The following is a 25008-nucleotide window of genomic DNA, read 5'->3' as shown; positions in this document are numbered from 1 at the left end:
GCGTGGCCGTCACCACCGCCCCGGCCGCCCCGCGCGGCCGGGGGTGGCCGCTCACCGGGACGCCCGGCTACGTCGTCCGCAAGGTGAGCTGGTCGCTCGGCACGGTGTTCTTCGTGCTGGTGTTCAACTTCTTCCTGTTCCGCCTGCTGCCCGGCGACCCGGTGGGGCTGTACAACCGCGGGCGCAACATGCCGGCCGGGCAGATGGCCAAGCTGCGCGCCGAGCTGAACCAGCCGATCGGGCGGCAGTTCCTGGACTACATCACCAACCCGTTCGCCGGGACCATCAACTCCACCCGGTTCAGCCGCCCTGTGTGGGACATCATCGCCGAGCGCGTGTGGCCCACCGTGCTGCTGGTCGGCACGGCCATCCTGATCGCGTCGGTGGCCGGGGTGTGGATCGGCGTGCGCAGCGCCTGGCGCCGGGGCGGCGGCTTCGACCGGGGCGCCACCGCGGCCACGCTCACGCTGTACGCCATGCCGGAGTTCTGGCTCGGCATGATGTTCCTGATCGCGTTCCCGTTCTTCCCGAGCGGCGGCATCGCCACCCCCGGCGACGGCGGGGTGCTCGACGTGGCGTGGCACATGGTGCTGCCGGTGAGCGCGCTCGCGCTGGTGTACCTGGCCGAGTACTCCACCATCATGCGCGCGTCCCTGCTGGACGAGCTCGGCCAGGACTACCTGCAACTGGCCAGGGCCAAGGGCCTGCGTGACGACCTGGTGCGCCGCAGGCACGCGGTGCCGAACGCGCTGCTGCCCACGATGACGCTGATCCTGATGAACCTCGGGTTCGTCATCGGCGGCGCCATCACCGTGGAGACGGTGTTCTCCTGGCCGGGCCTCGGCCTGCTGTCGTACGAGGCGCTGCGCGGCCCGGACATCCCGCTGCTCCAGGCCGTGTTCCTGCTCTTCTCCATCGGGGTGGTCGTCTTCATGCTCGTCGCCGACCTGCTGTACGCGCTCGTCGACCCCCGGGTGAGCACGTCGTGAGCACCCCCTCGGCCGCCGCCGTCGCGCGGGCCCGCCGCCGGGCCACGCTCGGCCGGTTCGCGCGCGACTACCGCTCCCACCGCGCGGGGCTGACGGGCCTCGCCGTCCTCGGGTTCTTCTGCCTGGTCGCGGTGTTCGCGCCGCTGCTGGCCGACCCGGCGGGGCTGGACGTCGTCAAGGCCACCGCACCCGGGCACATGGCGCCGACCCTGGCGTACCCGCTCGGCACCGACGAGAACGGCCGGTCCATCCTGACGCTGCTGATCCACGGCACCCGCATGTCGCTGCTGGTCGGGCTGGCGGCCACCGCGATCGCCATGGTGATCGGCACCGCGGTCGGCGTGACGGCGGGCTTCTACTCGGGATGGCCGCGGTCGGTCCTCACCGCGGTGTCGGACTGGTTCCTGGTCATCCCGTTCCTGCCGCTGGCCATCGTGCTCGCCACCGTGCTCGGCGCCTCGCTGCTGAACATCATCGTGGTCATCGGCGTGACGTCCTGGCCGGGCACGGCCCGGCTGGTGGCCGCGCAGACGCTGTCGGTGCGCGAGCGGCCGTACCTGGAGCGGGCGCGGGCCCTCGGCGGCGGGGACTGGCACCTGATGACCCGGCACGTGCTGCCCAACGTGATGCCGCTGGTGATGGCGCACGTGGTGCTGACGGTGTCGGTGGCGATCCTGTCGGAGACCACGCTGTCGTTCCTCGGGCTCGGCGACCCGACCAGGCCCTCGTGGGGCTACATCCTGGAGCACGCGTTCTCCACCGGCGCGATGAGCAACAACGAGTGGTGGTTCGTGGTGCCGCCCGGCGTGTGCGTGGTCCTGGTGGTGCTGGCGTTCACGCTGGTCGGCCGCACGCTGGAGTCGGTGCTCAACCCCCGGCTCAAGGAGGCGCGATGACGGTGCTGGAGCTGCGCGACCTGCGGGTCACCTACGCGGGCGGCGTGCCCGCCGTGCGCGGGGTGGACCTGTCGGTGGCGCGCGGGGAGGTGCTCGGGGTGGCCGGGGAGTCCGGCTGCGGCAAGTCCACGATCACCAACGCGGCGCTGCGGCTGCTGCCGCGGACCGCGAAGGTCGAGGGCGAGGTGCTGCTGGACGGCGAGGACGTCTACGGCATGTCGTTCGGGCGGCTGCGCGCGGTGCGGTGGGCGCGGGCGTCCATCGTGTTCCAGGGGGCGCAGCACTCGCTGAACCCGGTGCGGCGCATCGGCGGGCAGATCGCCGAGCCGATCCTGCTGCACTCCTCGGCGACCCGGCGGGAGGCCGACCGGCGCGCCGGGGAGCTGCTGGAGCAGGTGGGGCTGCCCGCGCGGCGGGCGCGGGACTACCCGCATCAGCTGTCCGGCGGGCAGCGGCAGCGGGTGCTGATCGCCCTGGCGCTGGCCTGCGGGCCGCGGCTGCTCATCGCCGACGAGCCGACCACCGCGCTGGACGTCATGGTGCAGGCGCAGGTGCTCGCGCTGCTGTCGTCGCTGGTGCGGGACATGGAGCTGTCCATGGTGCTGATCTCGCACGACCTGTCGGTGCTGGGGTCGGTGTGCGACCGGGTGGCCGTCATGTACGCCGGGCGGCTGGTGGAGCAGGGCCCGGCGGAGGCGGTGTTCGACGACCCGCGCCATCCGTACGGCGCGGCGCTGGCGGCGGCGTTCCCCCGGGTCGGCGACGAGCGTTTCCGTTACGGCCCGCGCGGCCTGCCCGGCGACCCGCCGTTCCCCGGTGACCTGCCCGGCGGGTGCGAGTTCCACCCACGTTGCCCGGTCGCCCTTCCCGCGTGCGCGACCACCGGCGTCGCGCTGACCGCACTCGGCGACGGCCGCGCCTCGGCCTGCCTGCGCGCCGCCGAGCCCGCCCTCGACCTGCGAGGTGCCAGTTGAGCGAGAACACCAACACCACCGAGGACGCCGGTGCCGCCGTGGACGGCGGGGCGGGGGTGGCGCTCGCCGCGCGGGGGCTGCATGTGCGGTTCGGCGCGGCGCGGGCGGTGGACGGCGTGGAGCTGGTGGTCGGCGCGGGCGAGATCGTGGCGCTGGTCGGGGAGTCGGGGTGCGGCAAGACGACGCTGGCCCGCGCGCTGCTCGGCCTGGTCCGCCCGGCCGGGGGCACCGTCGAGCACGGACCGGGCCCTCTCGTCCGGACCAGGGCGGGGCTGAAGGAGTTCCGGCGGCACGTGCAGCTCGTGCTGCAGGACCCGACCGGGTCGCTCAACCCCCGGCACACCGTGTACGAGGCGGTGGCCGAGGGCCTGCGGGTGCACCGCGTGGAGGGCGACGAGGAGACGCGGGTCGCGGACGCGCTGTCGCGGGCCGGGCTGCGCCCGCCGGAGCGGTTCTTCCTGCGGTACCCGCACGAGCTGTCCGGCGGGCAGCGGCAGCGGGTGGTGATCGCCGGGGCGCTGGTGCTGGAGCCGGACGTGCTGGTGGCCGACGAGCCGGTGTCGTCGCTGGACGCCTCGGTGCGCGGCGAGATCCTGGCGCTGCTGCTGCGGCTGCGCGGCGAGCTCGGGCTGTCGGTGCTGGTGGTGACGCACGACCTCGGGCTGGCCTGGAACATCGCCGACCGGGTCGCGGTGATGTACCTCGGCCGGATCGTGGAGACCGGCCCGGCCGCCGACGTGCTGCTGGCCCCGCGCCACCCTTACACCAGGGCGCTGCTGTCGGTGGTCCCCGAGATCGGCCGGATGCGGCCGATCCTGCTGACCGGCGAGGCGCCCGACCCGTCCAGGATCCCGGCGGGCTGCCGGTTCCGCCCGCGCTGCCCGGCGTACGCGGACGGGCTGCCCGCCGAGGTGTCCACGCTCTGCGAGACCCGCTCCCCCGCCGTGCTCCCCGCCGGCGGCGGCCACCACGCCGCCTGCCACCTCACCGACCGGACCGGCCCGCCCGAGCCGACCGGCCCGCCGGAGCCGGCCGCCGTGACCGACCCGCCCGGCCTGGCCGACCCGGCCGCCCTGACCGACCCGCCCGGCCTGGCCGGTCGATGAGCACGCTGTCCTGTACGGCCGTGTGGTCGCCCGCGTGCCTGGAGCACGTGCCGGGCGCGGAGATCTGGGTCGGGGTGAGCACGCCGGGGACCGAGGTGCCCGAGCGGGTGGCCGTGATCCGGGACGCGCTGGCGGACGCCGAGACGGTGGAGGCCGTGCCGCACGACGACGCCGTGCTGCACGCGGTGCACGACCCCGGGCTGGTCGCGCATCTGCGCGAGGTGTGGTCGCGGTGGGACGAGGCCGGGTTCCCCCGGGACCCGGGGCAGGACCGGGTGGTGCCGTACGTGTTCCCCACCCCGGCCATGACGGCGGGCATGCCCGCGCGCACCCCGGTGGCGGTGCACGCCCGCGCCGGGCTGTGGTGCTACGACACCATGACGCTGGTCGGCCCCGGCACCTGGGCCGCCGCCAGGGCAGCGGTGGACGTGGCGCTCACCGCGGCCGACCTGGTGGCAGGCGGCACGCGGCTGGCGTACGGGCTGTGCAGGCCGCCGGGGCACCACGCCACGCCCGCCGGGTACGGCGGGTCGTGCTACCTGAACAACGCGGCCGTCGCCGCCGAGGCGCTGCGCCGCCACGGCTTCGCCCGGGTCGCGGTCGTCGACGTGGACGCCCACCACGGCAACGGCACCCAGGCGGTCTTCTGGACGCGGCCGGACGTGCTCTACGCTTCGGCGCACGTGGACCCGGGCGCCGGGTGGTTCCCGCACTACGTCGGGTTCGCCGACGAGACCGGGGCCGACGCGGGCCTCGGCGCCACGTGCAACCTCCCGCTGCCGCCCGGCACCGGCGACGAGGGCTGGCTGGCCGGGGTGGAACGGCTGTGCTCGGAGGTGGCGGCCTTCGGCGCCGAGGCGGTGGTGGTGTCCCTCGGGGTGGACGCCGCCGCGGACGACCCGGAGAGCCCTCTCCAGGTGAGCGCCGGCGGCTACCACCGCACCGGGCGGCTGATCGCCGGCCTGGGACTGCCGGTGGTGGCCGTCCAGGAGGGCGGCTACCACCTGCCCTCCCTGGGCGAGCTGGTGCGCGCCACCCTCACCGGGCTGGCGAACCCCTGACGGCGCGGCCCCGGAGGCCGGTGGCGATCAGAGGTGGATGAGGCTGCCGCCGTGGTCGATCACGTCGGCGGTGTCGTCGTCGAACCACAGGCCGCCGGTCGCCAGGTAGCGGAAACGGTGGACTCCCGGCGGGAGGATCACCGACACGCTGCGTATGCCGCCCCGGCGGCGTTGCAGCTCGTGATAACCGGGATTCCACTGGTTGAAATCGCCGACGACACTGACGACACCCATGGGCTGGTCCATGGGCAGGGCAAAGGTGACACGGGTCTTCCGCCCGAAAAGTAGCGTGCGCTTGAGCATCGGAGATCCTCCGGGGTCGATGCCCCTACCCTGCCGCACCACCACAGGCCCAAGTAATACCGACACGCCTCATGTAACACACATTTCACTACTTCCTGGGCAAGCCCCGAACCCGGCTCGACCAGCGGCTGGTCCGGAGTTCGGCGGAGTCCTCGGTGGCGGTCACGGTGACGGTGACGGTCAGGTCCCCGCCGTCCGCGACCACCTCCACGCGGCTTCGGGCGGTGACCGCCGGGCCGTCCGGCCAGGTGATCGCGAACAGGGTGTCCGCGGTCGCGGTCTGGCGCCGCGTCCGGTGGTCCAGGGTGACCTCGCCCTCGTACCGGTCGGCGTAGGAACCGCCGCCGTCGGTCTCCGCCGACGAGCCGTAGCCCGTGCGGCAGCGGGTGACGCCGCCCAGCACGTCCCGTTCCACGGTCCACACCACGCCGTCCGTCTCCGGGGGCTCGGGAGGAGGGGTGTGGACCAGGCCGGTGGCCTCGGGGCCGAGCGGGCCCTCGGCGACCGGCAGGAGCAGGACGCCGGTACCCAGGCCGACATGGACGGGACCGGTGTCCGGGAGTGTCATCGCGTTCGGCCATTCGGCGGTGGCGAGCGCGAGCCTGAGCCGGTGACCGGCCACGACCCGGTGCGCCACCACGTCCAGCTCCACCTCCGCGTCCGCCCGGTCCCCGGCGGGCAGCCGCAGCAGCCCCCGGGTGACGAGCTCGGACGCGCCGTCCGGCGCCACGTCGCACAGCCGCACGGCCAGCGCTCCCCCGCCCGGGGCGCGGACCGGCACCCGCAGCCGGGGGTTTCCCACGATCGCCAGCCCCTCGGCGGGCACCTCCCATTCCACGGTCACCGACCGCGCGTCGTCGTCCCGCTGGTCCAGCGGCTGCCCCCAGGGCAGCGCGCCCGCGCAGGTGTTCCACACCGCGACCCCGATCCCCGGGTCGGACGGCAACGCGACCCAGCGGGACTCCGCCTCCGCGGGAGGAGCCCCCGCCGTGCGCGAACCGGCCTCCCCCGGAAGGACCCGGGCCGGGCCGGGTCCGGTGAGCGGCCCGTCCAGGGGTACGGCCCGGTGCGGCGGAGCAGGCCAGGCGGGCAGGTCGTGGAAGGTGCCGCCGACGAGGGGGCGGTCGGGGGACGGCGGGGTGGAGGAGCGGAGGAAGACCACGGCGGAGCGGGCGGGGACGGCGGCGGTGTCGCCGCGGAGCCAGCGGCCCCACCAGCGCAGCATCTCGGGGAGCAGGTCGATGCCCGGACCCGGCAGAGCGTGGGCGGGGTCGGCGTGCGACCACGGTCCGGCGACGACCCGGTACGGCACGCCGCCCCGCTCCAGCGCGGCGGTGAGGCGGGGCACCACGTTGCCGTAGCCGTCCGCCCACCCGGCGACGAGCATGGTGGGCACCTCGATCCGGCCGAGCCGGGGCCGCAGCGAGCCCTGCCGCCAGTAGGGGCCGTCCTCCTGCTCGGCCAGCCAGCGCGGCAGCCACGGCTCGGTGGCGGAAAGGCGGCGCAGCCACTCCTCCCGCCACCCGTCGCCGTAGACCCCGGGCACCGGCGGCAGCGCGTTCATCGCCGCCATGTAGGCGGGGTAGTCGACCAGGTCCAGCCAGCGGGGCACGCCGCCGGTGTAGTGGACGTCGTCGGTGTACCGGTCGTCGGAGGCGTAGATCGAGCAGACGGCCCTGAGCGCGGGGGGCCGGGCGGCGGCCACGTTCAGCGCGTTGAAGCCGCTGTAGGACGTGCCGTACATCCCGACGCCGCCGTCGCACCAGTCCCGGGCGGCCAGCCACGCGATCACCGCGCACAGGTCGCCCGTCTCCTCCGGCGGGTACTCGTCGCGCGCGACGCCCTCGCTGGACCCGGTGCCGCGCAGGTCCACCCGGCACACGGCGTACCCGTGCCCGGCGAGGGCCTCGTACTCGGCGCGGTAGCCGAGGGTCACGTCGTCCTTGCGGTACGGCAGCGCCTCCAGCAGGCACGGCGCGGGCAGCCGCTCAGGCAGGTACAGCGTGGCGGCGAGCCGGGTGCCGTCCGGCAGCGGGATGGTGACGTGCTCGCCGCTCATGGGTCCTCCCGTGCGGTGGCGGGGACGAGGGGACGGGAGGGCGCCGCGTCCCCCGGCTCGGGCGGCGAGCTGACCAGCAGCGTGGCGGCCAGCACGCACGCGCCGCCGGCGAGCAGCGACCACCCGGCCGTCTCGTGGTAGAGCAGCACCGCGAACGCGGTCGCCCACAGCGGCTCGACCGACATCACGATGGCGGCCGGGGCGGCGGGGATGTGCGCCTGCGCCCAGGTCTGCGTGACGAACGACAGCGCCCCCGCCACCGTGGCCAGGTACACCAGGCCCGCCCAGTCGGCCGGGGTGGCGGGCAGCGTGACGCCGCCCGGCGCGGCCACGGCGGTGAGCACCAGCGCGAGGGTGGCGATCTGCGCGACCGACAGCGCGTACGCCTCCGCCGGGCGGCTCCACCGGCTGAGGGCGACCACGTGCACCGCGTACAGCAGCGCGGACAGCACGGTGAGCGCCAGCCCGGCGGAGGAGACCGCCCCGCCGTCCCCGCCCGCCATCAGCGTGAACGCGGCCAGCCCCGCGACGGCCAGCCCGGTGGCGAGCCAGGTGCGCCCGGTGACCCGGGTGCGGAACCAGGCGAGCCCGAGCAGCGGGGTCGCCACGACGTAGGACCCGGTGACGAACCCCGACACCGGCGACGGCAGCAGCGTGAGCCCGTAGGTCTGGGTGACCAGCGCCCCGACGTACACCACGCCGAGCCCGGCGCCGGTCCGCCAGGTCCGGCGCGTGGCCGCGGCCACCGTCCGGGGACGCAGCGCCACCAGCAGCGCGCCCGACAGCAGGTACCGCACCGCGAGCAGGTCGGCCACGGGCAACCGGGTCGTCATGTCCTTGACCAGCGGAAACGTGGTCCCCCACACGGCGGTCACCGCGAGCAGCCCGCCCACCCCGGCGAGATACCTCCCCGGCCGGGAGCCGGGGGCGGTCACGAGAGGGTGTTCTTCAGGATGTCGCCGTTCTTCATGACGAACGCGACGTCGGCGAACGACTCCAGCCGGAAGGGGCCGCGCACCGCGATCAGGTCGGCGTACTTGCCGGGCGCGACCGACCCCACCTCGGCCTCCCACCCCATGCACTCGGCGCTGGTCAGGGTGGCGGCACGCAGGACCTCCAGCGGGGTCATGCCGTACTCGGCCATGGTGGCGAGCTGGCGGCCCTGCATGCCGTGCGGGAAGCCGCCCGCGTCGCTGCCGAAGCCGATCCGCACGCCGGCCTTCACCGCGCGGGCGAACGCCTCGCGCTGCGCCTCGGCGGTCTCGTCGTTCTTGCGCAGCATCTCGGCGTCCCAGCCGTTCGCCTCGCCGGTCTCCCTGATCCAGTCGGCCCACCAGACGTCGGCCGAGAGGTAGGTGCCGTGCTCCAGCATCAGCTCGATGCCCTCGTCGTCGAGGTAGCAGGCGTGCTCGACGGAGCGGACCCCGGCGCGCACCGCCATCTTGATGCCCTCGGCGCCGTGCGCGTGCGCGGCGACGTGCGCGCCGTACCACGACGCCTCGCGCACCGCGGCGCGCATCTGCTCCTCGGTCAGCTCGGGCGCGCCGGGGACGGTGCCCGCGCTCATCACCGCGCCGGTCGCGATCAGCTTGATCAGGTCGGCGCCGCCGTGCAGGATCTCGCGCACCCGCTCGCGGACGTCGTCCACGGTGCGCACCCGGCCGAAGCGGAACTCGCGCGGCAGCCTGATGTCGTGCGCCAGGCCGGTGAGCATGCCGCCGCCGGAGGACACGGTGACGTACGCCCCCGCCGCCGCCATGCGCGGCCCGACGACGGTGCCGTCGGCCACGGCGTCGCGCAGCGCCACGTCCACGAACGCGCGCAGGGTCCCGACGTCGCGCACGGTGGTGAACCCGGCGAGCACGGTGTCGCGCGCGTTGCGCACCCCGGCGAGGGCCTGCCGGGCGGCGCTGAGCTTGAGCTCCTGCACGATGTCGCCGCAGGCGGCGACCCCCGCCAGGTGGGTGTGCAGGTCGATGAGGCCGGGCGCCAGCGTGGCGTCGCCGAGGTCGAGCACCTCGGCGCCCTCGGGCAGCGGCTCGTCGTCCGGCCGCACGGCGGCGACGCGCCCCCCGTCCACCAGCACGGTACGGCCTGTCAGCACCCTGCCCGCCTCGACGTCCACCAGCCGCGCGCAGCGCAAGGCCATCACCATCGGGGCACCCTTTCCGTCGCCGCCGTCTGAGCCGCCACTCAAACACATCGCGGTTGAGCATGACAATGGCGGATTTGCCCAAGCGTGCGACCGGTGCGGCGCCCGTTTTGCGCCTGAGCGACGCCCGGGTCGCGCTAGGGTTCCCCTGTGGCACGAGGATTCGGCCGGATTCGTAGGGATGATCTTCTCAGGACCGCCTGTGAAGTGATCGCCGCCCAGGGCTTCGGCCACACGCGCACCGTCGACATCGCCCGCGCGGCCGGGGTCAGCCAGGGCCTGCTCTTCTACCACTTCTCCACCAAGGACCGCCTGTTCGCCGAGGCCTTCGCCTACGCGGCCCAGCGCGACCTGGAAGCCCTGGCCAAGCTGCAGGAGTCCGGCGGCCCGCCGCTGACCCGGTTGCGGGACCTGCTGCGGCTGTACTCCCCGAGCGGCAAGTCCAAGTCATGGGCGCTGTGGATCGACGCCTGGTCGGAGTCGCTGCGCAGCACGGTGCTGGAGGAGGTGTCGCGCAACATCGACCTGTGCTGGAAGCAGGCGCTGCGCCGCATCCTGGACGACGGCGTCGCCGAGGGCGTGTTCCACTGCCCCGACCCCGACGCCGCCACCTGGCGCATCGTCTCCCTGATCGACGGCCTGGCCGTCCAGGCCACCGTGCACAAGCGCGTCCTCACCCGCGCCCGCCTGGCCGACCTGGTCCGCACGGCCGCCGCCACCGAGGTCGGCGTCCCTCTGGAGGTCCTCACCGGCTGACGTCCCGGCCGGTCAGCGGCGGATGACGACATCGCCCGGCCCGGCGCGGCGATCGCCGCCGCCCGGGTGTCAGGGCGCGGGGGTGCCGGACGCGGGGCGCGGCTCGGGGGCGTACTCCCGGACCTCCAGGATGGGCGGGCGCTCGCCGGGCAGCACGTCCCTGACCACCGGGACGTGGCCGGCGCCGCCGCGGCGGAACTGGGTGAGACCGGAGGCGGGGGTGTGCAGGGAGATCACCTTGCACTCGCGCTCCAGGCGCGCCCACGCGGTGTGCATGATCTGGCCGGCCATCACGCCGAGCGCCTCGGTGGACTGGTGGGAGTGCACGCGCCTGCCGAGGTCGACCTGGGCGAGCGCGTCCAGCCCCGCCTGGTCGAGCAGGTCGATCAGCAGGCCGAGCTCCACGCCGTACCCGGTGGCGAACGGCACCCGCTCCAGCGCGGAGCGGCGCGCGGCGTACTCGCCGGCCAGCGGCTGGACGAAGCCGGCCAGCAGGGGCCAGTGCAGGTTGAGCAGGGGCCGGGCGACCAGCTCGGTGACCCGGCCGCCGCCCTCGCCAGCCTCGCGCAGCGGCCGGTCGTAGCAGCCCTTGACCAGCACCACCGAGGGGTCGGCGAGCAGCGGGCCGAGCAGGCCGGTGACGAAGGAGGTGCGGAACTCGCGCAGGTCGGCGTCCACGAACACCAGCAGGTCGCCGGTGGTGACGGCGAGCGACTTCCACAGCACGTCGCCCTTGCCGTCCATGGCGGGCAGGCCGGGCAGGATCTCGTCCTGGGTGAACACCTTGGCCCCGGCCCGCGCCGCCCGCGCGGCGGTGTCGTCGGCGGAGCGGGAGTCGACGACGATCAGCTCGTCCACCAGCGGCGCGGCGTCCATCAGGTCGCGGCGGATGGCGGCGACGATGTCCCCGACGGTCGCCTCCTCGTTCCTGGCGGGCAGCACGACGCTGATCGTGGTGGCGCCCTTGGCGGCCAGCAGCGCCTCCAGGGGCCAGTCGGCGGACGCGGTGGTGCGGGCGCGCAGCCACTTTTCGACCTCAGGCAGCACGCACGAACCCCCCGTCACAGCACATTTCCATCACTCTATGCGCCCGCGAACAGCACGATTCATCGTGATCCGGGCTCAGACGGCGGCATGGCGCTCCAGGAAGGTGTACACGTCGGCCTCGTCCACGCCGGGGAACGACCCGGGGGGCAGCGCGGCCAGGACGTGGGAGTTGGCCCGCGCCGACGGCCAGGCGTAGCCCTCCCAGCGCTGGGTCAGCTCGGCGGGCGGGCGGCGGCAGCAGTCACCCGACGGGCAGTCCGACCGCGTGCGGTTGGTGGTCTCCCGGCCGCGGAACCACCGCGACTCGCGGTACGGCACGCCGAGTGTGATCGCGAAGTCCCGCTCCCGGGAGGGGTCGACGTGCGCCACGCAGAAGTAGGTGCCGGTCGGCGAGTCGGAGTACTGGTAGTGCACCGAGAAGCGGTCGGGCGTCAGGAAGACCTGGCGGCCCGACCAGCGCAGGCACATGCGCTGGCCCTCGATGGCGCCCTGCTCGTCGGCGGGGAACACGATGCCGTCGTTCTCGTAGGCCTTGTAGATGATGCCCCCGGCGTCGTTGCGCACGAAGTGGCACGCGAGGTCCAGGTGGTGGGTGGCGAGGTTGGTGAAGCGGTGCGCGGCCATCTCGTAGGAGACGGCGAACACGTCGCGCAGGTCCTCCACCGACAGCGCGCGGTTCTGCTTGGCCTCGCGGAGGTACGGCACCGCGGTGGCCTCGGGGACCAGGACGGCGGCGGCGAAGTAGTTGGCCTCGGTGCGCTGGCGCAGGAAGTCGGCGAAGTCGCGCGGGCGGTGGTGGCCGAGCGCCAGGTGGCCGAGGGTCTGGAGCAGGATGGTGCGCGGCGTGTGCATGCCGAGCTGCTCGTTCTTCACGTAGATGCGGCGGTTGCGCAGATCGGTGATGGAGCGGACCGACCTCGGGAGGTCCTGGACGTTGCGCACGGTGAAGCCGAAGTGGGTGACCAGGGCCTGGACGGTGCCCTGGGACAGCGCGCCGGTGCGGTAGCCGACCGCGGCGAGGGCCTCGGCGGCGGCGGCCTCGATCTCGGCGAAGTAGTTGCCCTGCTCGCGCTGCTTGCGGCGCAGCTCGGCGTTGGCGGCCCTGGCCTCCTCGGGCGTGGCGGTGCCCCTGGCCTGGCGGGCGCGCAGCTCCTCGTACAGGCCGAGGATGTGCTCCAGCACGTCGTTGGGCACGCGGGCGGAGACCTTGAGCCGGGACAGGCCGAGGCCGGCGTACAGCGGGTCGCGCTGCGCCTCCTCCAGGGCGATCTCCAGCTGGGCGCGGCGGCTCGGGGCCTGGCGGCGCAGCAGCTCCTCGACCGGCACCGACAGCGCCGAGGCGAGGGACTTCAGCAGCGACAGCTTGGGCTCGCGCTTGCCGTTCTCCAGCAGGGAGAGCTGGCTCGGGGCGCGGCCCACCCGCTCGCCGAGCTCGGACAGGGTCAGACCGCGCTGCTTGCGCAGGTGACGCAGACGCTGACCGAACGCGAGGAGGTCCAGCTCCTGGGTCAAAGTCAGCGGTTCTTCCCCCACCAAGGACGCCATACCACGATCCTAAGCGCAAATTTCACGGTTCTTCCAGTGACTCCGGTCACCAACCGGCCGTGCCGGGGGCGGAGGGTGGGTCAAGGAGGGTTTGGCCCGATCTACGAAGAAGCAGCTCGGCGATTTATCCCTGTTTATAGGGCTATATGGGCATTCGTCGGGCACTGCTCAGTGATCCAAGTCACAAGAATTGGTCTAGGCCATAGCGAAAACTTTGCATTTCTTCACGGCAGAAGACTGGCCAGTATTGGTGTCAGACGAAAGTTCGCTGAGTTTTTCCTTGATCAGGACTTTGTTCTGCTCCGCCCCCGTCGCAGACTCGAAGCAAGCGCCCAGAGGACGCCGAAGGAGCAAAAAATGAAAGATCGCCTCAAGGGAGCTGCAGACGAACTGCGGCGTGAGTGGGAGAACGACCCGCGCTGGACGAACGTCGATCGGACCTACACGGCCGAAGACGTCGTTCGCCTCCGCGGCTCCGTGCAGGAGGAACACACTCTCGCCCGCCTCGGCGCCGAGCGGCTGTGGTCACTGCTTCAGACCGAGGACTACGTGCACGCGCTCGGCGCGCTGACCGGCAACCAGGCCGTCCAGCAGGTGAAGGCAGGCCTGAAGGCCATCTATCTGTCCGGCTGGCAGGTCGCCGCCGACGCCAACCTGGGCGGCCAGACCTACCCCGACCAGAGCCTCTACCCGGCCAACTCGGTGCCCGCCGTGGTGCGCCGCATCAACAACGCCCTGCTGCGCGCCGACCAGATCACCTGGTCGGAGGGCGACGCCAGGGCACCGCACTGGCTCGCGCCCATCGTCGCCGACGCCGAGGCGGGCTTCGGGGGCGTGCTCAACGCCTTCGAGCTCATGAAGGGCATGATCGCCGCCGGCGCCGCCGGGGTGCACTGGGAGGACCAGCTCGCCTCGGAGAAGAAGTGCGGCCACCTCGGCGGCAAGGTGCTCATCCCCACCGGCCAGCACATCAAGACCCTCAACGCGGCCCGCCTCGCGGCGGACGTCTGCGACGTGCCGACCCTGATCATCGCGCGGACCGACGCCCAGGCCGCGACGCTCCTGACCAGCGACGTCGACCCGCGCGACGCGGTGTTCGCCACCGGCGAGCGCACCGCCGAGGGGTTCTACCGGGTGCGCAACGGCGTGGAGGCCTGCGTCGCGCGCGGCCTGGCCTACGCGCCGTACTCCGACCTGCTGTGGATGGAGACCTCCACGCCGGACCTGGACGTGGCCCGCCGCTTCGCCGAGGCGATCAAGGCCGAGTACCCCGGCCAGATGCTCGCCTACAACTGCTCGCCGTCGTTCAACTGGAGGAAGCACCTCGACGACGCCACCATCGCCAAGTTCCAGCGCGAGCTCGGCCACATGGGGTACCGCTTCCAGTTCATCACCCTGGCGGGCTTCCACTCGCTGAACTACTCGATGTTCGACCTGGCCCGCGGCTACGCCGACGACGGCATGCCGGCCTACGTCCGCCTCCAGGAGGAGGAGTTCGCCGCCGAGCGCAACGGCTACACCGCCACCCGCCACCAGCGGGAGGTCGGCACCGGGTACTTCGACCTGGTCAGCACGGCCGTCGCGCCCGACTCCTCGACCGTGGCCCTGAAGGGCTCCACCGAATCCGAGCAGTTCGCCGCCACCCACTGAAACGCCGTACGGGCCGCGCGGAGCACACCGAGACCACGCGGCCCGTGCGGCCCGTCCCCCCGGGCCCGCGGGCTCGTCCGGTAAAGATCCGCCTTGGGCGGCGGCCCCCTCCGGACGGGCCCGCGTCAGAAGTCGTCGTCGAAGCCGACCGTGCCGGTCACCCCGACCTGGTACGCCGACACCCGCCGCTCGAAGAAGTTGGACAGCTCCTGGACGTCCTGCAGCTCCATGAAGGCGAAGGGGTTGCGGGCCCCGTACCTCGGGGGGATGCCCAGCTGGGCGAGCCGCCGGTCGGCCACGTGCTCCAGGTAGGCGCGCATGTCCGCCAGGGACAGGCCGGGCACTCCCCCGCCGAGCAGGTCCTCGGCGAACCGGGTCTCGCAGTCCACCGCCTCGGCGATCATCTCGCCGACCTGGCGCCGCATCTCGTCGTCGAACAGGCCGGGCTCCTCGGCGCGCACGGTGTCCACCACGTCGAAGGCGAAGGCCATGTGCAGTGACTCGTCGCGGAACACCCAGTTCGTGCCGGAGGCCAGGCCGTTGAGCAGGCCCCGTGAGCGCAGGAAGTACACGTACGCGAAGGCGCCGTAGAAGAACAGCCCCTCGATGCAGGCGGCGAAGCAGATCAGGTTGAGCAGGAAGGCCCGGCGGTCCTCCCGGGTGCGCAGCTCGCGCAGCCCGTGGAGCGAGTCGATCCAGCGGAAGCAGAACTCGGCCTTGCTCCGGATCGAGGGGATGTTCTCGATCGCGGCGAACGCCTCGGAGCGCTCACGTTCGCCGGGCACGTAGGTGTCCAGCAGGTTCAGGTAGAACTGGACGTGCACCGCCTCCTCGAACAGCTGCCGGGACAGGTACAGCCGTCCCTCCGGGGAGTTGACGTGCTGGTAGAGGTTGAGCACCAGGTTGTTGGCCACGATCGTGTCGCCGGTGGCGAAGAACGCGACCAGCCTGCCGATCAGGTGCCGTTCCGCCGGGGACATGCGGGCCAGGTCCGCGAGGTCGGAGTGCAGGTCGACCTCCTCGACCGTCCAGGTGTTCTTGATCGCCTCCCGGAACCGGTCGAAGAAGCGCGGGTAGCGCATGGGCCGCAAGGTCAGGTCCATGCCCGGGTCGAGCAGCATCGGGGCCTCGGTCACGATGTCCTTTCCATTCCTGGGGGAGGCGGGGGCGGGCGTCACTGGCAGGCCTCGCAGGACTCGGGGTTCTCCAGGGAGCAGGCGACGGCCTCGTCCAGGGGCGCCGCCGGGCCCGGCACGGTCACCGTGGCCTGCTGGATCCTGGTCGCGGGGCGCGAGCGCAGGTAGTACGTCGTCTTCAGGCCCGACTTCCAGGCGTGCAGGTACATCGAGCTGAGCTTGCCGATGGTCGGGGAGCCCATGAACAGGTTGAGCGACTGGCTCTGGTCGACGTACGGCCCCCGGGCGGCGGCCATGTCGATCAGCGCGCGCTGCGGCAGCTCCCACGCCGTGCGGAACAGCTCGCGCACCTCCGCCGGGAGGGCCTCGATGCCCTGGACCGAGCCCTCGGCCCGCTTGACGGCGTCCCGCGTCTCCTGGTCCCACAGGCCGCGGGCCTTCAGCTCGGCGACCAGCACGGTGTTGATCTGCAGGAACTCGCCGCTGAGGGTCTCGCGCTTGAAGAGGTTGGACACCTGGGGCTCGACGCACTCGTAGCACCCCGCGATCGAGGCGATGGTGGCGGTCGGCGCGATCGCGATCAGCAGCGAGTTGCGCAGCCCGTGCGCGGCGATCCGCCGCCGCAGCGCCGCCCACCGCGCGGTCTGGGCGCCGGTCACCCCCCACAGGTCGGGCTGCAGCATGCCCTGGGCGGCGCGGGTGCGGTCGTAGGCCGGGTGGGCGCCGTACCGCTCGGCCATCTCGGCGGAGGTCTCCAGCGCCGTGAGGTAGATCTCCTCGGCGATCCGGGTGGACAGCTCCCTGGCCTTCGCCGAGTCGAACGGCAGGCGCAGCGCGAAGAAGACGTCCTGGAGGCCCATCACGCCGAGGCCGACCGGGCGCCAGCGCGGGTTGCTCGCCGCGGCCTGCTCGGTCGGGTAGTAGTTGATGTCGATCACCCGGTCCAGGAACGTCACCGCGGTCCGGACGGTGGCCCGCAGCCGCGTCCAGTCCATCCCGTCACCGGTCAGGTGCGCGGCCAGGTTGACCGAGCCGAGGTTGCACACGGCGGTCTCGTCGTCGCCGGACACCTCGATGATCTCGGTGCACAGGTTGGACAGGTGGACCACCGCGCCGGGCCCGGCGGTCTGGTTGCACAGCCGGTTGGAGGTGTCCTTGAACGTCATCCACCCGTTGCCGGTCTGGGCCAGCGTGCGCATCATCCTGCCGTACAGGTCGCGGGCCCGGACCTGGCGGACGAAGCGGCCCCGCTCCTCGGCGGCCCGGTAGGCGGCGTCGAACTCCTCCCCCCACAGGTCGGGCAGCTCGGGCACCTCGTCGGGGTCGAACAGCGACCACATCTGGTCGGCCTCCACCCGGCGCATGAACTCGTCGGGGATCCAGTTGGCCAGGTTCAGGTTGTGGGTGCGCCGCGCGTCCTCGCCGGTGTTGTCGCGCAGCTCCAGGAACTCCTCGACGTCGGGGTGCCACGGCTCCAGGTACACGCAGGCCGCGCCCTTGCGCCGCCCGCCCTGGTTCACCGCGGCCACCGACGCGTCCAGGGTGCGCAGGAACGGCACGATGCCGTTGGAGCGGCCGTTGGTGCCCCGGATCAGCGCGCCCCTGGACCGCACCCGCGACCACGCGATGCCGATGCCGCCGGCGAACTTCGACAGGCGCGCCACCTGGGCGTACCGCTCGTAGATGGAGCCGAGGTCGTCCCTCGGGGAGTCGACCAGATAACAGGACGACATCTGGGTGTGCCGGGTGCCGGAGTTGAACAGCGTCGGCGAGCTCGGCAGGTAGGCCAGCGACGACATCAGCCGGTAGAACCCGGCGGCCTCCGCCGCGGTGGCGGACAGGCCGCAGGCCACCCGCAGCAGCCAGTACTGCGGGGTCTCCACCACCTGCCTGCCGGCCGGGTGGCGCAGCAGGTAGCGGTCGTAGACGGTGCGCAGGCCGAAGTACTCGAACCGCAGGTCCCCCTCGGGGTCGACGGCGTCGTCCAGCTCGCGGGCGTTGGCCGCGACGAACCGGGCCGTCTCATCGCCGATCAGCCCCAGCTCGTGGCCGAGCCGGATCGACCGGCTGAACGACGCGACGCCCTGGCCGCGCACCTCATCGGCGACGCACGCCGACAGCAGCCGGGCGGCCAGGCGGGAGTACTGCGGCTCCTCGCCGATCAGCTCGGCGGCGGTCTGGACGGCCAGCCGCTCCACCTCGGCGGCGGTCACCCCGTCGTACAGCCCGGCGATCGTCCTGGTCGCCACCCGCAGCGGGTCGACGTCCCCCAGGCCGGCCGCCCGGCGCTCCACCGCCCGGACGAGCCTGCCGAGGTCGACCGGCTCGGCGGAGCCGTCGCGCCCGCGCACCCTCACGGGCATGTTCTCGGTTACCGTCACAGCTCTCTCCTCGCGACCCTTGTGACCGGTGGGCCCGGTGCGCGCGGGGAGGGGCATGCCGACGGCCACGCCGGGGCGTGTGCCGGGGCCGCCGGCCGTCCCACGCGGCCTCGGACCGGCCGCGCGCCTATCGGCGGCGCGCGGCGCGCTGGCAGGTCTTCGGACTCATGGGCAGCACGGCGGGACGCCGCGTTCGCCTACTGGCCGTCGCTTCCCGGGCCGCTCCGGCTCGGGGCCGGGGGGATCCAGTGCTTCATGACGGCGTTCGTTCCCAATCACCGCTGCGGGGCAGTCCCGGAATTGGCGAGCGCGCGCGAGTGCGCGCGGACATGGCCGCACCGGGTTCCCTCTTGCCTCGGCCACCCTGGATGAGCGGCCGAACCAGCTGCGAGGAACACCATATATGGGGGTGCCCCCTACGTCACACCGCCACATCTCGTATCGGCGTGTCTCAGGGGGACACCCCGGCATCCTGCGGGGCCTCCGGCGCGGGGGCGCCGTCCCGCCGGGCGGCGGGGGACGCCCACACCAGGCCGAGCGCGACGAGGGCGGCGCCGAACACCAGGCCCCGGGTCAGGATCATCAGCGCGAAGGCCGCCCCCGGGGGCAGCGCGCCGTCCACGCCGAGCGCCGCGACGGCCGCGAACCCGGCCAGCCCCGGATACGATCCCGAGCTCGGTCTCGGTCAGCTCCAGCTCACGGGACAGCGGCGCCAGGACCGGGGTGAGGAGTTGGTAGGCGGTGAAGACCACGAGGACGGTGACCAGCAGCGGGGCCATGGTTCTGCGCACAGGCCGATCCCTTCCCGAGGATCTCGGGGCCCCCGGCGAGCGGGGGCCGGGACACCCGCCCGATCCCCTCGGGGCCCTCGGCGAAGCGGTGGGCCGGCCGGATCCCGGGTGCCCCCTCATTGTTCAGGGGAAGGCCGGGAAGATCGATCGGGTGTTCCAGGGCGGCCCTACCATTCACGGCATGTCCTCACTCCTGCTGCGCAACGCCCGTGCTGGTCTCGGCGGGCCCATCCTCGATGTCCTGGTCGTCGACGGCGTGATCGCGGAGCCCGGCGCCGAGCCGCCGCCCGGCACGGAGACGGTGGACGTCCTGGGCGGAACCGTGCTGCCGGGACTGTGGGACGCGCACGTGCACGCCGTCCAGTGGGCGCAGACCCGCCGCCGGGTGGACCTCGGCGGCGCCCGCTCGGCGCGCGAGGCGGTGACGCTGATGACCTCCGCCGCCCCGGGCTCCGGGATCGCCGTGGGGTTCGGCTTCCGCGACGGCCTGTGGCCGGACACGCCGCACAAGTCCCTGCTGGAGGCCGCGGCCCCCGGCGTCGCCATCGCCTTGATGAGCCAGGACCTGCACACGGTCTGGCTCAGCCCCGCCGCCCTGACCCTGATCGGCCGGGGCGACCACCCCACGGGCGTGCTGCGCGAGCAGGAGTGCTACGCCGCCGTGACCGCCCTGCCGAAGCCTCCGCAACGGGAACTGGACCGCTGGGTGACCGAGGCCGCCACCGCGGCCGCCGCCCGGGGCGTGGTCGGCTTCCAGGACTTCGAGATGGCGGACAACGTCACCGACTGGACCCGCCGCGCCCGTGCCCACCGGCTCGACGTCCGCGTCATCTGCTCCATCCCCAGGAACCGCCTGGAGGAGGCCATCGGCCGCGGCCTGCGCACCGGCGCCCCCGTCCCCGGCTCAGGCGGCCTCCTGACGGTCGGCCCCGTCAAGATCTTCACCGACGGCTCCCTCAACACCAAGACCGCCTACTGCGAGATCCCTTACCCCGGCACCTCGTTCCTCGGCTCCCTGGAGATCCAGCCCGAGGAACTCCGCACCCTGATGGCCCTCGCCACCGCCCACGGCGTCCACCCCGCCGTCCACGCCATCGGCGACCTGGCCGTGGGCATAACCCTGGACGCCTTCGAAGCCGTGGGCTGCCCCGGCCGCATAGAACACGCCCAGCTGGTGACCCCCACCGACCTCCCCAGATTCGCCCGCCATGGCCTGGTGGCCGGCGTCCAGCCCTCGCACGCCCCCGACGACCGGGAGATCGCCGACACCTACTGGAAAGGCCAGACCCACCGCGCCTACCCCTACGCCACCCTCCTCGCCGCCGGCGCGACCTTGGAATTCGGCTCCGACGCCCCCGTGGCCCCCCTGAACCCCTGGGACGGCATAGCCTCCGCCGTGACCAGAACCGACGACACCCGCCCCCCATGGCACCCCGAGCAGTCCCTCCCCCTGAAGGCCGCCCTCTCCGCCTCCACCCGAGCCGACCTCTCCCCCGGCGCCCCCGCCGACCTGGTCATCACCGCCGACGACCCCTCGGCCCTCCCCCCTGACGCCCTCCGCGACATCGAGATCACCGGCACCCTCCTGGCCGGCCGCTGGACCCACCGCCGTCTCTGACCGCGCGGACATGCCAGCGACCGTCCAGGTGGCCGAGGGTGAGGGGCCGGGCGAAGCAGGCCGACAGCGTCGCGGAGGTGAGAGTCTCCCGCACCGGGCCGGAGGCGAGCACACGGGCGTCACGGAGAAGGAGGGCATGGGTGGTGGTGGCCGGCACCTCCTCCAGGTGATGGGTCACGAGGATCGTGGTGAGAGACGGATGGGCGCGCGCCAGGTCCTCCACCGCGGCGATGAGGTCTTCCCGACCGGGAAGATCGAGCCCCGCGAAGGGCTCGTCCAGCAGGAGAAGCGCGGGATCGGGCATCAGCGCCCGGGCGACCCGCACACGAGCACGCTCCCCCTGGGAACACACCGCGAACGGCCGGTCCGCCAGATCCTTGCACCCGAGATCGGCCAGCAGGGCATGCGCCCGCTCGTGCTCGGCGCCCCCGTACCGGTCCCACAGCGGCGCACTGGTACCCGTGAACCCCGTCAGCACCACCTCATGAGCGGTGAGCCCCTCCTCCTCCATCAACTCCTCATCCACCAGCCGCCGACCAACCGCCACCAGCCCGATATGCCGCCGCAACTCCCGCATATCCACCCGCCCCAGCCGATGCCCCAGCACCGAAGCCACCCCCGAACTCGGATGCCGCACAGCCCCCGCAATCCCCAGCAACGTCGTCTTCCCAGCCCCATTACCCCCAAGCACCACCCAATGCCCCCCAAACTCCACCCGCCAATCCACCTCATCCACCAACACCCTCCCCCCACCCACCCTGACCCCAACCCCAACCAACTCAACCGCCGCCCCATCCCGCCGCGGCCACACCCCACGTCCCTCGCCCATCGGCCCCCCTCTCCCGAAGCAGCATAGGAACCGACGCCGGCACGCCAAACAGCGGGAGTCACCCAAGCTGTTCAGCGCCGACCTTCCTGGCCGCGCGCTCCCGACACACCGTCGTCGTCCCCCTCCGCACGCGTTGCCAGAGCGGCGGCGAAGAGATCGTCATCGACGACAGGGACAGCGCCACAGCGCCCGGCAAGGTATCTCCGACCCCAGCTCTCTTCCTCGCGGGTCTCGAACCCGGAAAGGGCAAACAACTCGGTCACCCCATATTCGTCCTTTTCCGTGAACCAGACATGATCCCGGCCCAGCACCTCCTCCCCCTGGATCCGCCCGAGCAGCGTGACGTCAAGGCTGGTGAAGACGAGCTGTGCGCCCCGTGGATTGGTCGACGGGTCGGCGAACAAGCGGATCAGCCGGGCCGACAAGTACGGATGCAGGCTGGAGTCCAACTCGTCCACCAGCAAGGGCGTGCCCCGATCCAGCGACAAGAGGATCGGCAGGCATATCTCGAAGAGAACTCGGGTCCCGAGCGACTGATCTCGCCATCTCAGGGCGAACGTGCCGTCCCGCGCCCGATGCCTGAAGATCATGTACTTGTCCGCAGCCAGCGGGTGGCCGTCGGGGCTGTCCATGCAAGTGGATAGCCTGTCCGGCTCGCTCTGAGTCTCCTCGGCCAACTCGATCCCGGTGTCCACCGCCTGGAGTAACGCCGCCAGCCGCCCAAGGAGGCCGAGGTCGTCCATGACCTTCAGATCGCCGTTGCCACCAGGGACACGGAGGCCCGTCGCCTTGCGGCTGAGGACACCCGCGAACCAGTCGTACACCGGCCGGACGAGCACCTGCTTCGTTCTCGCCGCCACGGACAGGTAGAGCACGTTCGACGCCGTGATTTCCTGCACCGTGGACTGCGAAGGCTCCCTGTGCGAATACTCATCAAGCTTTCGGTGAAAAATGATGCTTTTCCGCCTATGCGGATAGCTGCACATCCACTCCTCCACCACCCGCGCGTCGTCCACCGCGAACCCGTACGTGTACCGAACGCCTTCGAGCAGCAGATCGACCACGTACGTGGACGGCTCTTCACACGCGGCGGCGTCCAACGCGAAGGGGTGACGCCGGATCCCTCCATCCGGCTCACTCTCCCGTAGGGAGCCGAGTACCAGGTCTCGCATGTACAGCAACGCGTCTATGACGTTCGACTTGCCCGAAGCGTTGGGACCGAAGATTCCGGCCACCGGAACAGCTCGCCAATCGGCTTCCGCCGGAGTGCCGACGCCAGAGCTGGGAGCGAGCAGCAACTGCTGCTCGGTACGGAGCGAACGATGGTTGGCCACGCGGAAACTCAGCAACATCGGACTGCTGCCTCCAGGCAGTCGGGCTGATGAGGACAGCTGTTTCGGGGAGGGAATCCAAGGCCACCTACGTGCAAGAATCCCAGGCTCCGCATCGCGCCCCCGGACCCACCGTTGCCACTGGCCTCTCCCCTACTCGAAGTCGAACTCGTTCGCCCGCACCCCGGCCAGGAACGCGTCCCACTCGGCCCGGGTGTAGATGATCACCGGACCCTCCGGGTGCCGGCTGTGCCGCACGGCGATGCGCTCACTGCCGTCCGACAACGGACCGGCCTCCACACAGTTGGGGCCGCCGTCGGGACTGAAGGTGCTGATATGCCATGCGACGACTGGCTGGTATTCGGAGGTAGACATGCAGGACTCTCCATTCCCGCTAGTGCAAAGCTTCGGCGGTCGCTCGTATCAGCTTGATCGATTCCGATGAATCCAGTGAATCACTGCGAATGTGATCAAACTTGAGTATAAACCGCTGCACTTCACTCGCTTCCGCGTAAATCCCTCCACCAGGAGTGTCCATGTAGGCGACCTCTGGATACGGTTCGGGCATCTCGAAGATCCTGAAGGCTCCCTCTGGACTGGCGTGGGCACCCGAGGTGAAAGGGAGGATGCGTATCTCGATGTTCGGCCGTTCGGCGATGGTGACGAGGTGGTCGAGTTGTTCTTTCAGCACCTCCCGTCCTCCTTGGCGTCGACGCAGGAGGCTCTCGTCCAAGATCGCCTCGACATGGGGTGGCTCCGGGCCGGTAAGGATCTGCTGACGGGTGAGACGAAATCGGATTCCAGAGGTGATCTGCACAGGAGAGGAATCTACGACGGCCTGCTGCACCGCCTCCATGTACGGGCGGGTCTGCAACAGACCGGGGATCACCAGCGCGTCGAAGGAGCGGATCCGGCGGGCACGGGACTCGACCCAGGCGTAATCGACCATGACCTTGGACAGGTCTTCGGAGTAGCTGTCCCACCAACCGCTCTGCCACACCTCACGCGCCAGTCGTAGTAAACCGTCCCGACGGGTTGTGTCGGTGACACCGTACAGATCCAGCATCGCGAGCACATCGGGTGTCCGCGCGGGATAGATGCCGGCTTCCACGCGACTGATGGTCCCGCCGTCACGCTGAACGAAGCCGCCCGCCTCCTTGAGGGTGAGCCCGCTCATTTCCCGGAGCTGTCGCAGCTCTCGGCCGAGCCACTGGGCCCTCAACGTCATTGCCCGCTTGGCATTCATGGATTTGTCGCTCCTTGTCGGAGTTTGGGGTACGGAAAAGCCGCTGCCGGAGCCCACAAATTTGTATTTCTTTGCGGTTGCACCTCCAAGATTGCCTGCGCCATGACATCGTCAAGTGACGGATCGTACACACAGAGTCAGAATCGCGGGCCGGTCCCGGCAAGTCCCCGGAACGCTCCATCCGCAGGAAGGATCAGCGGTGATCGTGAGTCACCCTCGGACCGCGCTTACGGCGCGCCCTGTGCTCTCGCGTCGGTTCGCGCCGTCGGCGGCGCAGGTGCGGCCCGCTCGGGCGTTCGTCGGGGAACTACTCGGGGACGGACATCCCTGCCGCGACGATGCGGTGTTGCTGACCAGTGAGCTTGCCGGGAACGTGGTGCGGCATGCCGTGGAGCGGGACTTTCTCGTCTCTGTGGCCTTCACCGGGGACTGGGTGCTGGTCGCCGTGGAGGACACGGGATCGGCTGACGTCCCGCATGTGCGCAGGCCCGGGGATGTCGAGACCAACGGGCGAGGGCTACTGCTGGTCGACGGGCTCGCGGCCCAATGGGGGTTCGAACGGCGGGTGAGCGGGACGATGGTGTGGTTCGAACTCGTCGCGCCGAGCGCTCAGGGCGATGAGGATCAGAGGACGGGCAAGTGGCGCGGACCTGGTGGCGGCCGTCCAGGTGGGATGCGGGACGAGCGGGACGCGTGAGTGCGGCATACGGGCAGCGCCGGATCGGTGCGCCCGCACCTTACAGCGGGAGCCATGGGAGAGAAGGCGCTTCACGGTGGGTGCGGTGAGCCCGGCAGGCTCGGGGGTGCGGGGGTGTCCCCCGCTCGAACACAGCCCTTGCGGCATCCGCGCGGAGCGCGCCCTCCGCGAGGACCATTTTCCGCGGCGCCCCGCACGCGCGGGTTTCCGCAGCCCGGCGGCGCCGACATTGCCCGACGACGTCCCATCGTCGCGGGGCCGGAGCGGACAAACCCCTCAAAGGCGGCGGAAAGCGAGGCGGTCAGGTGGTGGGGGTCGAGGTGACGGAGGCCGCTGCGGTCAGGTGGTGGAGGTTGCGGTTGGGGTGAAGGTGGGGGTGATTGTGGGGGTGGCGCTGGGGTCTTCGCCGTCGCCCCATTCGGGGAGTTGGCTGATGCTCAC

The 25008-nt window shown here is 72.0% G+C and carries 22 protein-coding genes and 1 riboswitch; of the genes, 9 read left to right on the top strand and 13 right to left on the bottom strand.

Annotated elements, in window-relative coordinates; all coding sequences use genetic code 11:
* Positions 1-2 precede the first annotated feature (2 nt).
* The 5 genes from ACFP1K_RS23220 to ACFP1K_RS23200 are packed head-to-tail and all read left to right on the top strand — an operon-like array spanning position 3 to position 5026.
* The gene (locus ACFP1K_RS23220; protein WP_380756772.1) at positions 3-989 is read left to right on the top strand and encodes an ABC transporter permease; all 987 of its coding nucleotides are present in this window, start codon (positions 3-5) and stop codon (positions 987-989) included.
* Positions 986-1885, top strand: coding sequence for an ABC transporter permease (locus tag ACFP1K_RS23215; RefSeq protein ID WP_380756771.1), 900 nt, complete (start codon positions 986-988; stop codon positions 1883-1885). The genes ACFP1K_RS23220 and ACFP1K_RS23215 overlap by 4 nt, the downstream gene beginning before the upstream one ends.
* Positions 1882-2859, top strand: coding sequence for an ABC transporter ATP-binding protein (locus ACFP1K_RS23210; RefSeq protein WP_380756769.1), 978 nt, complete (start codon positions 1882-1884; stop codon positions 2857-2859). The genes ACFP1K_RS23215 and ACFP1K_RS23210 overlap by 4 nt, the downstream gene beginning before the upstream one ends.
* Entirely contained in the window at positions 2856-3965 is a 1110-nt protein-coding gene (locus ACFP1K_RS23205) for an ABC transporter ATP-binding protein (RefSeq protein WP_380756766.1), read from the top strand. The genes ACFP1K_RS23210 and ACFP1K_RS23205 overlap by 4 nt, the downstream gene beginning before the upstream one ends.
* Positions 3962-5026, top strand: coding sequence for a histone deacetylase family protein (locus ACFP1K_RS23200; RefSeq protein ID WP_380756764.1), 1065 nt, complete (start codon positions 3962-3964; stop codon positions 5024-5026). Before ACFP1K_RS23205 ends, ACFP1K_RS23200 begins: the two co-directional genes overlap by 4 nt.
* Positions 5027-5053: 27 nt before the next feature.
* Here ACFP1K_RS23200 and ACFP1K_RS23195 read toward each other — a convergent pair whose 3' ends face one another.
* From ACFP1K_RS23195 to ACFP1K_RS23180, 4 genes are all read right to left on the bottom strand, one after another.
* On the bottom strand, positions 5054-5329 hold the full coding sequence (locus ACFP1K_RS23195; RefSeq protein ID WP_380756762.1) for an isoamylase early set domain-containing protein: 276 nt from the start codon (positions 5327-5329) through the stop codon (positions 5054-5056).
* Positions 5330-5417: 88 nt separating this feature from the next.
* Positions 5418-7388, bottom strand: a complete 1971-nt coding sequence (locus tag ACFP1K_RS23190; RefSeq protein WP_380756760.1) for a CocE/NonD family hydrolase — start codon at positions 7386-7388, stop codon at positions 5418-5420.
* On the bottom strand, positions 7385-8323 hold the full coding sequence (locus ACFP1K_RS23185; RefSeq protein WP_380756758.1) for a DMT family transporter: 939 nt from the start codon (positions 8321-8323) through the stop codon (positions 7385-7387). The genes ACFP1K_RS23190 and ACFP1K_RS23185 overlap by 4 nt, the downstream gene beginning before the upstream one ends.
* Positions 8320-9543 carry a metal-dependent hydrolase family protein gene (locus ACFP1K_RS23180; protein WP_380756757.1) on the bottom strand — a complete coding sequence of 408 codons (1224 nt, stop codon included), beginning with the start codon at positions 9541-9543 and terminating at the stop codon, positions 8320-8322. Before ACFP1K_RS23180 ends, ACFP1K_RS23185 begins: the two co-directional genes overlap by 4 nt.
* Before the next feature lie 147 nt (positions 9544-9690).
* Here ACFP1K_RS23180 and ACFP1K_RS23175 point away from each other — a divergent pair, with 147 nt between their 5' ends.
* Positions 9691-10296, top strand: coding sequence for a TetR/AcrR family transcriptional regulator (locus ACFP1K_RS23175; protein WP_380756755.1), 606 nt, complete (start codon positions 9691-9693; stop codon positions 10294-10296).
* 69 nt (positions 10297-10365) lie between these two features.
* Here ACFP1K_RS23175 and ACFP1K_RS23170 read toward each other — a convergent pair whose 3' ends face one another.
* Both ACFP1K_RS23170 and ACFP1K_RS23165 read right to left on the bottom strand, forming a co-directional pair.
* Positions 10366-11343, bottom strand: a complete 978-nt coding sequence (locus ACFP1K_RS23170) for a glucosyl-3-phosphoglycerate synthase (protein ID WP_380756753.1) — start codon at positions 11341-11343, stop codon at positions 10366-10368.
* A gap of 75 nt (positions 11344-11418) precedes the next feature.
* Positions 11419-12888, bottom strand: a complete 1470-nt coding sequence (locus ACFP1K_RS23165; protein WP_380756750.1) for a helix-turn-helix domain-containing protein — start codon at positions 12886-12888, stop codon at positions 11419-11421.
* A 357-nt stretch (positions 12889-13245) separates the two neighbouring features.
* On the opposite strand from ACFP1K_RS23165, the gene aceA reads away from it, so the two are divergent.
* On the top strand, positions 13246-14538 hold the full coding sequence (gene aceA, locus ACFP1K_RS23160) for an isocitrate lyase (RefSeq protein ID WP_380756748.1): 1293 nt from the start codon (positions 13246-13248) through the stop codon (positions 14536-14538).
* 125 nt (positions 14539-14663) lie between these two features.
* Here aceA and ACFP1K_RS23155 read toward each other — a convergent pair whose 3' ends face one another.
* The 3 genes from ACFP1K_RS23155 to ACFP1K_RS23145 all read right to left on the bottom strand — a co-directional run bounded on the left by ACFP1K_RS23155 (position 14664) and on the right by ACFP1K_RS23145 (position 18677).
* Positions 14664-15674 carry a ribonucleotide-diphosphate reductase subunit beta gene (locus ACFP1K_RS23155; protein WP_380756745.1) on the bottom strand — a complete coding sequence of 337 codons (1011 nt, stop codon included), beginning with the start codon at positions 15672-15674 and terminating at the stop codon, positions 14664-14666.
* Between the two features lie 38 nt (positions 15675-15712).
* Positions 15713-18055, bottom strand: a complete 2343-nt coding sequence (locus ACFP1K_RS23150; RefSeq protein ID WP_380756743.1) for a ribonucleoside-diphosphate reductase subunit alpha — start codon at positions 18053-18055, stop codon at positions 15713-15715.
* 147 nt (positions 18056-18202) lie between these two features.
* A riboswitch (cobalamin riboswitch) is annotated at positions 18203-18441 on the bottom strand.
* A gap of 65 nt (positions 18442-18506) precedes the next feature.
* The gene (locus ACFP1K_RS23145; RefSeq protein WP_380756741.1) at positions 18507-18677 is read right to left on the bottom strand and encodes a hypothetical protein; all 171 of its coding nucleotides are present in this window, start codon (positions 18675-18677) and stop codon (positions 18507-18509) included.
* 350 nt (positions 18678-19027) lie between these two features.
* Here ACFP1K_RS23145 and ACFP1K_RS23140 point away from each other — a divergent pair, with 350 nt between their 5' ends.
* Positions 19028-20464: an amidohydrolase gene (locus ACFP1K_RS23140; RefSeq protein ID WP_380756738.1), complete on the top strand. Its 1437-nt coding sequence runs from the start codon at positions 19028-19030 to the stop codon at positions 20462-20464.
* On the opposite strand, the gene ACFP1K_RS23135 is transcribed toward ACFP1K_RS23140, so the two are convergent.
* The 4 genes from ACFP1K_RS23135 to ACFP1K_RS23120 form a co-directional block, all read right to left on the bottom strand.
* Positions 20418-21293, bottom strand: coding sequence for an ABC transporter ATP-binding protein (locus ACFP1K_RS23135; RefSeq protein WP_380756736.1), 876 nt, complete (start codon positions 21291-21293; stop codon positions 20418-20420). The two genes, ACFP1K_RS23140 and ACFP1K_RS23135, sit on opposite strands and share 47 nt — an antisense overlap.
* Before the next feature lie 71 nt (positions 21294-21364).
* Positions 21365-22645, bottom strand: a complete 1281-nt coding sequence (locus ACFP1K_RS23130) for an AAA family ATPase (protein ID WP_380756735.1) — start codon at positions 22643-22645, stop codon at positions 21365-21367.
* A gap of 132 nt (positions 22646-22777) precedes the next feature.
* On the bottom strand, positions 22778-22999 hold the full coding sequence (locus tag ACFP1K_RS23125) for a DUF397 domain-containing protein (protein ID WP_380756733.1): 222 nt from the start codon (positions 22997-22999) through the stop codon (positions 22778-22780).
* Positions 23000-23018: 19 nt separating this feature from the next.
* Entirely contained in the window at positions 23019-23870 is an 852-nt protein-coding gene (locus ACFP1K_RS23120) for a helix-turn-helix domain-containing protein (protein ID WP_380756731.1), read from the bottom strand.
* A gap of 241 nt (positions 23871-24111) precedes the next feature.
* Here ACFP1K_RS23120 and ACFP1K_RS23115 point away from each other — a divergent pair, with 241 nt between their 5' ends.
* Entirely contained in the window at positions 24112-24567 is a 456-nt protein-coding gene (locus ACFP1K_RS23115) for an ATP-binding protein (RefSeq protein ID WP_380756729.1), read from the top strand.
* Positions 24568-25008: the final 441 nt, after the last annotated feature.

Source organism: Sphaerisporangium aureirubrum, assembly GCF_042658925.1.
GTDB lineage: Bacteria > Actinomycetota > Actinomycetes > Streptosporangiales > Streptosporangiaceae > Sphaerisporangium > Sphaerisporangium aureirubrum.
The sequence above is the reverse complement of the archived record's forward strand: the minus strand, read 5'-3'. Positions and strand labels throughout refer to the sequence as shown.

Coding starts and splice junctions, on each gene's coding strand:
- ACFP1K_RS23210 (WP_380756769.1), top strand. CDS start 1,882: ATGACGGTGCTGGAGCTGCGCGACCTGCGGGTCACCTACGCGGGCGGC.
- ACFP1K_RS23200 (WP_380756764.1), top strand. CDS start 3,962: ATGAGCACGCTGTCCTGTACGGCCGTGTGGTCGCCCGCGTGCCTGGAG.
- ACFP1K_RS23195 (WP_380756762.1), bottom strand. CDS start 5,329: ATGCTCAAGCGCACGCTACTTTTCGGGCGGAAGACCCGTGTCACCTTT.
- ACFP1K_RS23190 (WP_380756760.1), bottom strand. CDS start 7,388: ATGAGCGGCGAGCACGTCACCATCCCGCTGCCGGACGGCACCCGGCTC.
- ACFP1K_RS23180 (WP_380756757.1), bottom strand. CDS start 9,543: ATGGTGATGGCCTTGCGCTGCGCGCGGCTGGTGGACGTCGAGGCGGGC.
- ACFP1K_RS23165 (WP_380756750.1), bottom strand. CDS start 12,888: ATGGCGTCCTTGGTGGGGGAAGAACCGCTGACTTTGACCCAGGAGCTG.
- aceA (WP_380756748.1), top strand. CDS start 13,246: ATGAAAGATCGCCTCAAGGGAGCTGCAGACGAACTGCGGCGTGAGTGG.
- ACFP1K_RS23140 (WP_380756738.1), top strand. CDS start 19,028: ATGTCCTCACTCCTGCTGCGCAACGCCCGTGCTGGTCTCGGCGGGCCC.
- ACFP1K_RS23135 (WP_380756736.1), bottom strand. CDS start 21,293: ATGGGCGAGGGACGTGGGGTGTGGCCGCGGCGGGATGGGGCGGCGGTT.
- ACFP1K_RS23130 (WP_380756735.1), bottom strand. CDS start 22,645: ATGTTGCTGAGTTTCCGCGTGGCCAACCATCGTTCGCTCCGTACCGAG.
- ACFP1K_RS23125 (WP_380756733.1), bottom strand. CDS start 22,999: ATGTCTACCTCCGAATACCAGCCAGTCGTCGCATGGCATATCAGCACC.
- ACFP1K_RS23120 (WP_380756731.1), bottom strand. CDS start 23,870: ATGAATGCCAAGCGGGCAATGACGTTGAGGGCCCAGTGGCTCGGCCGA.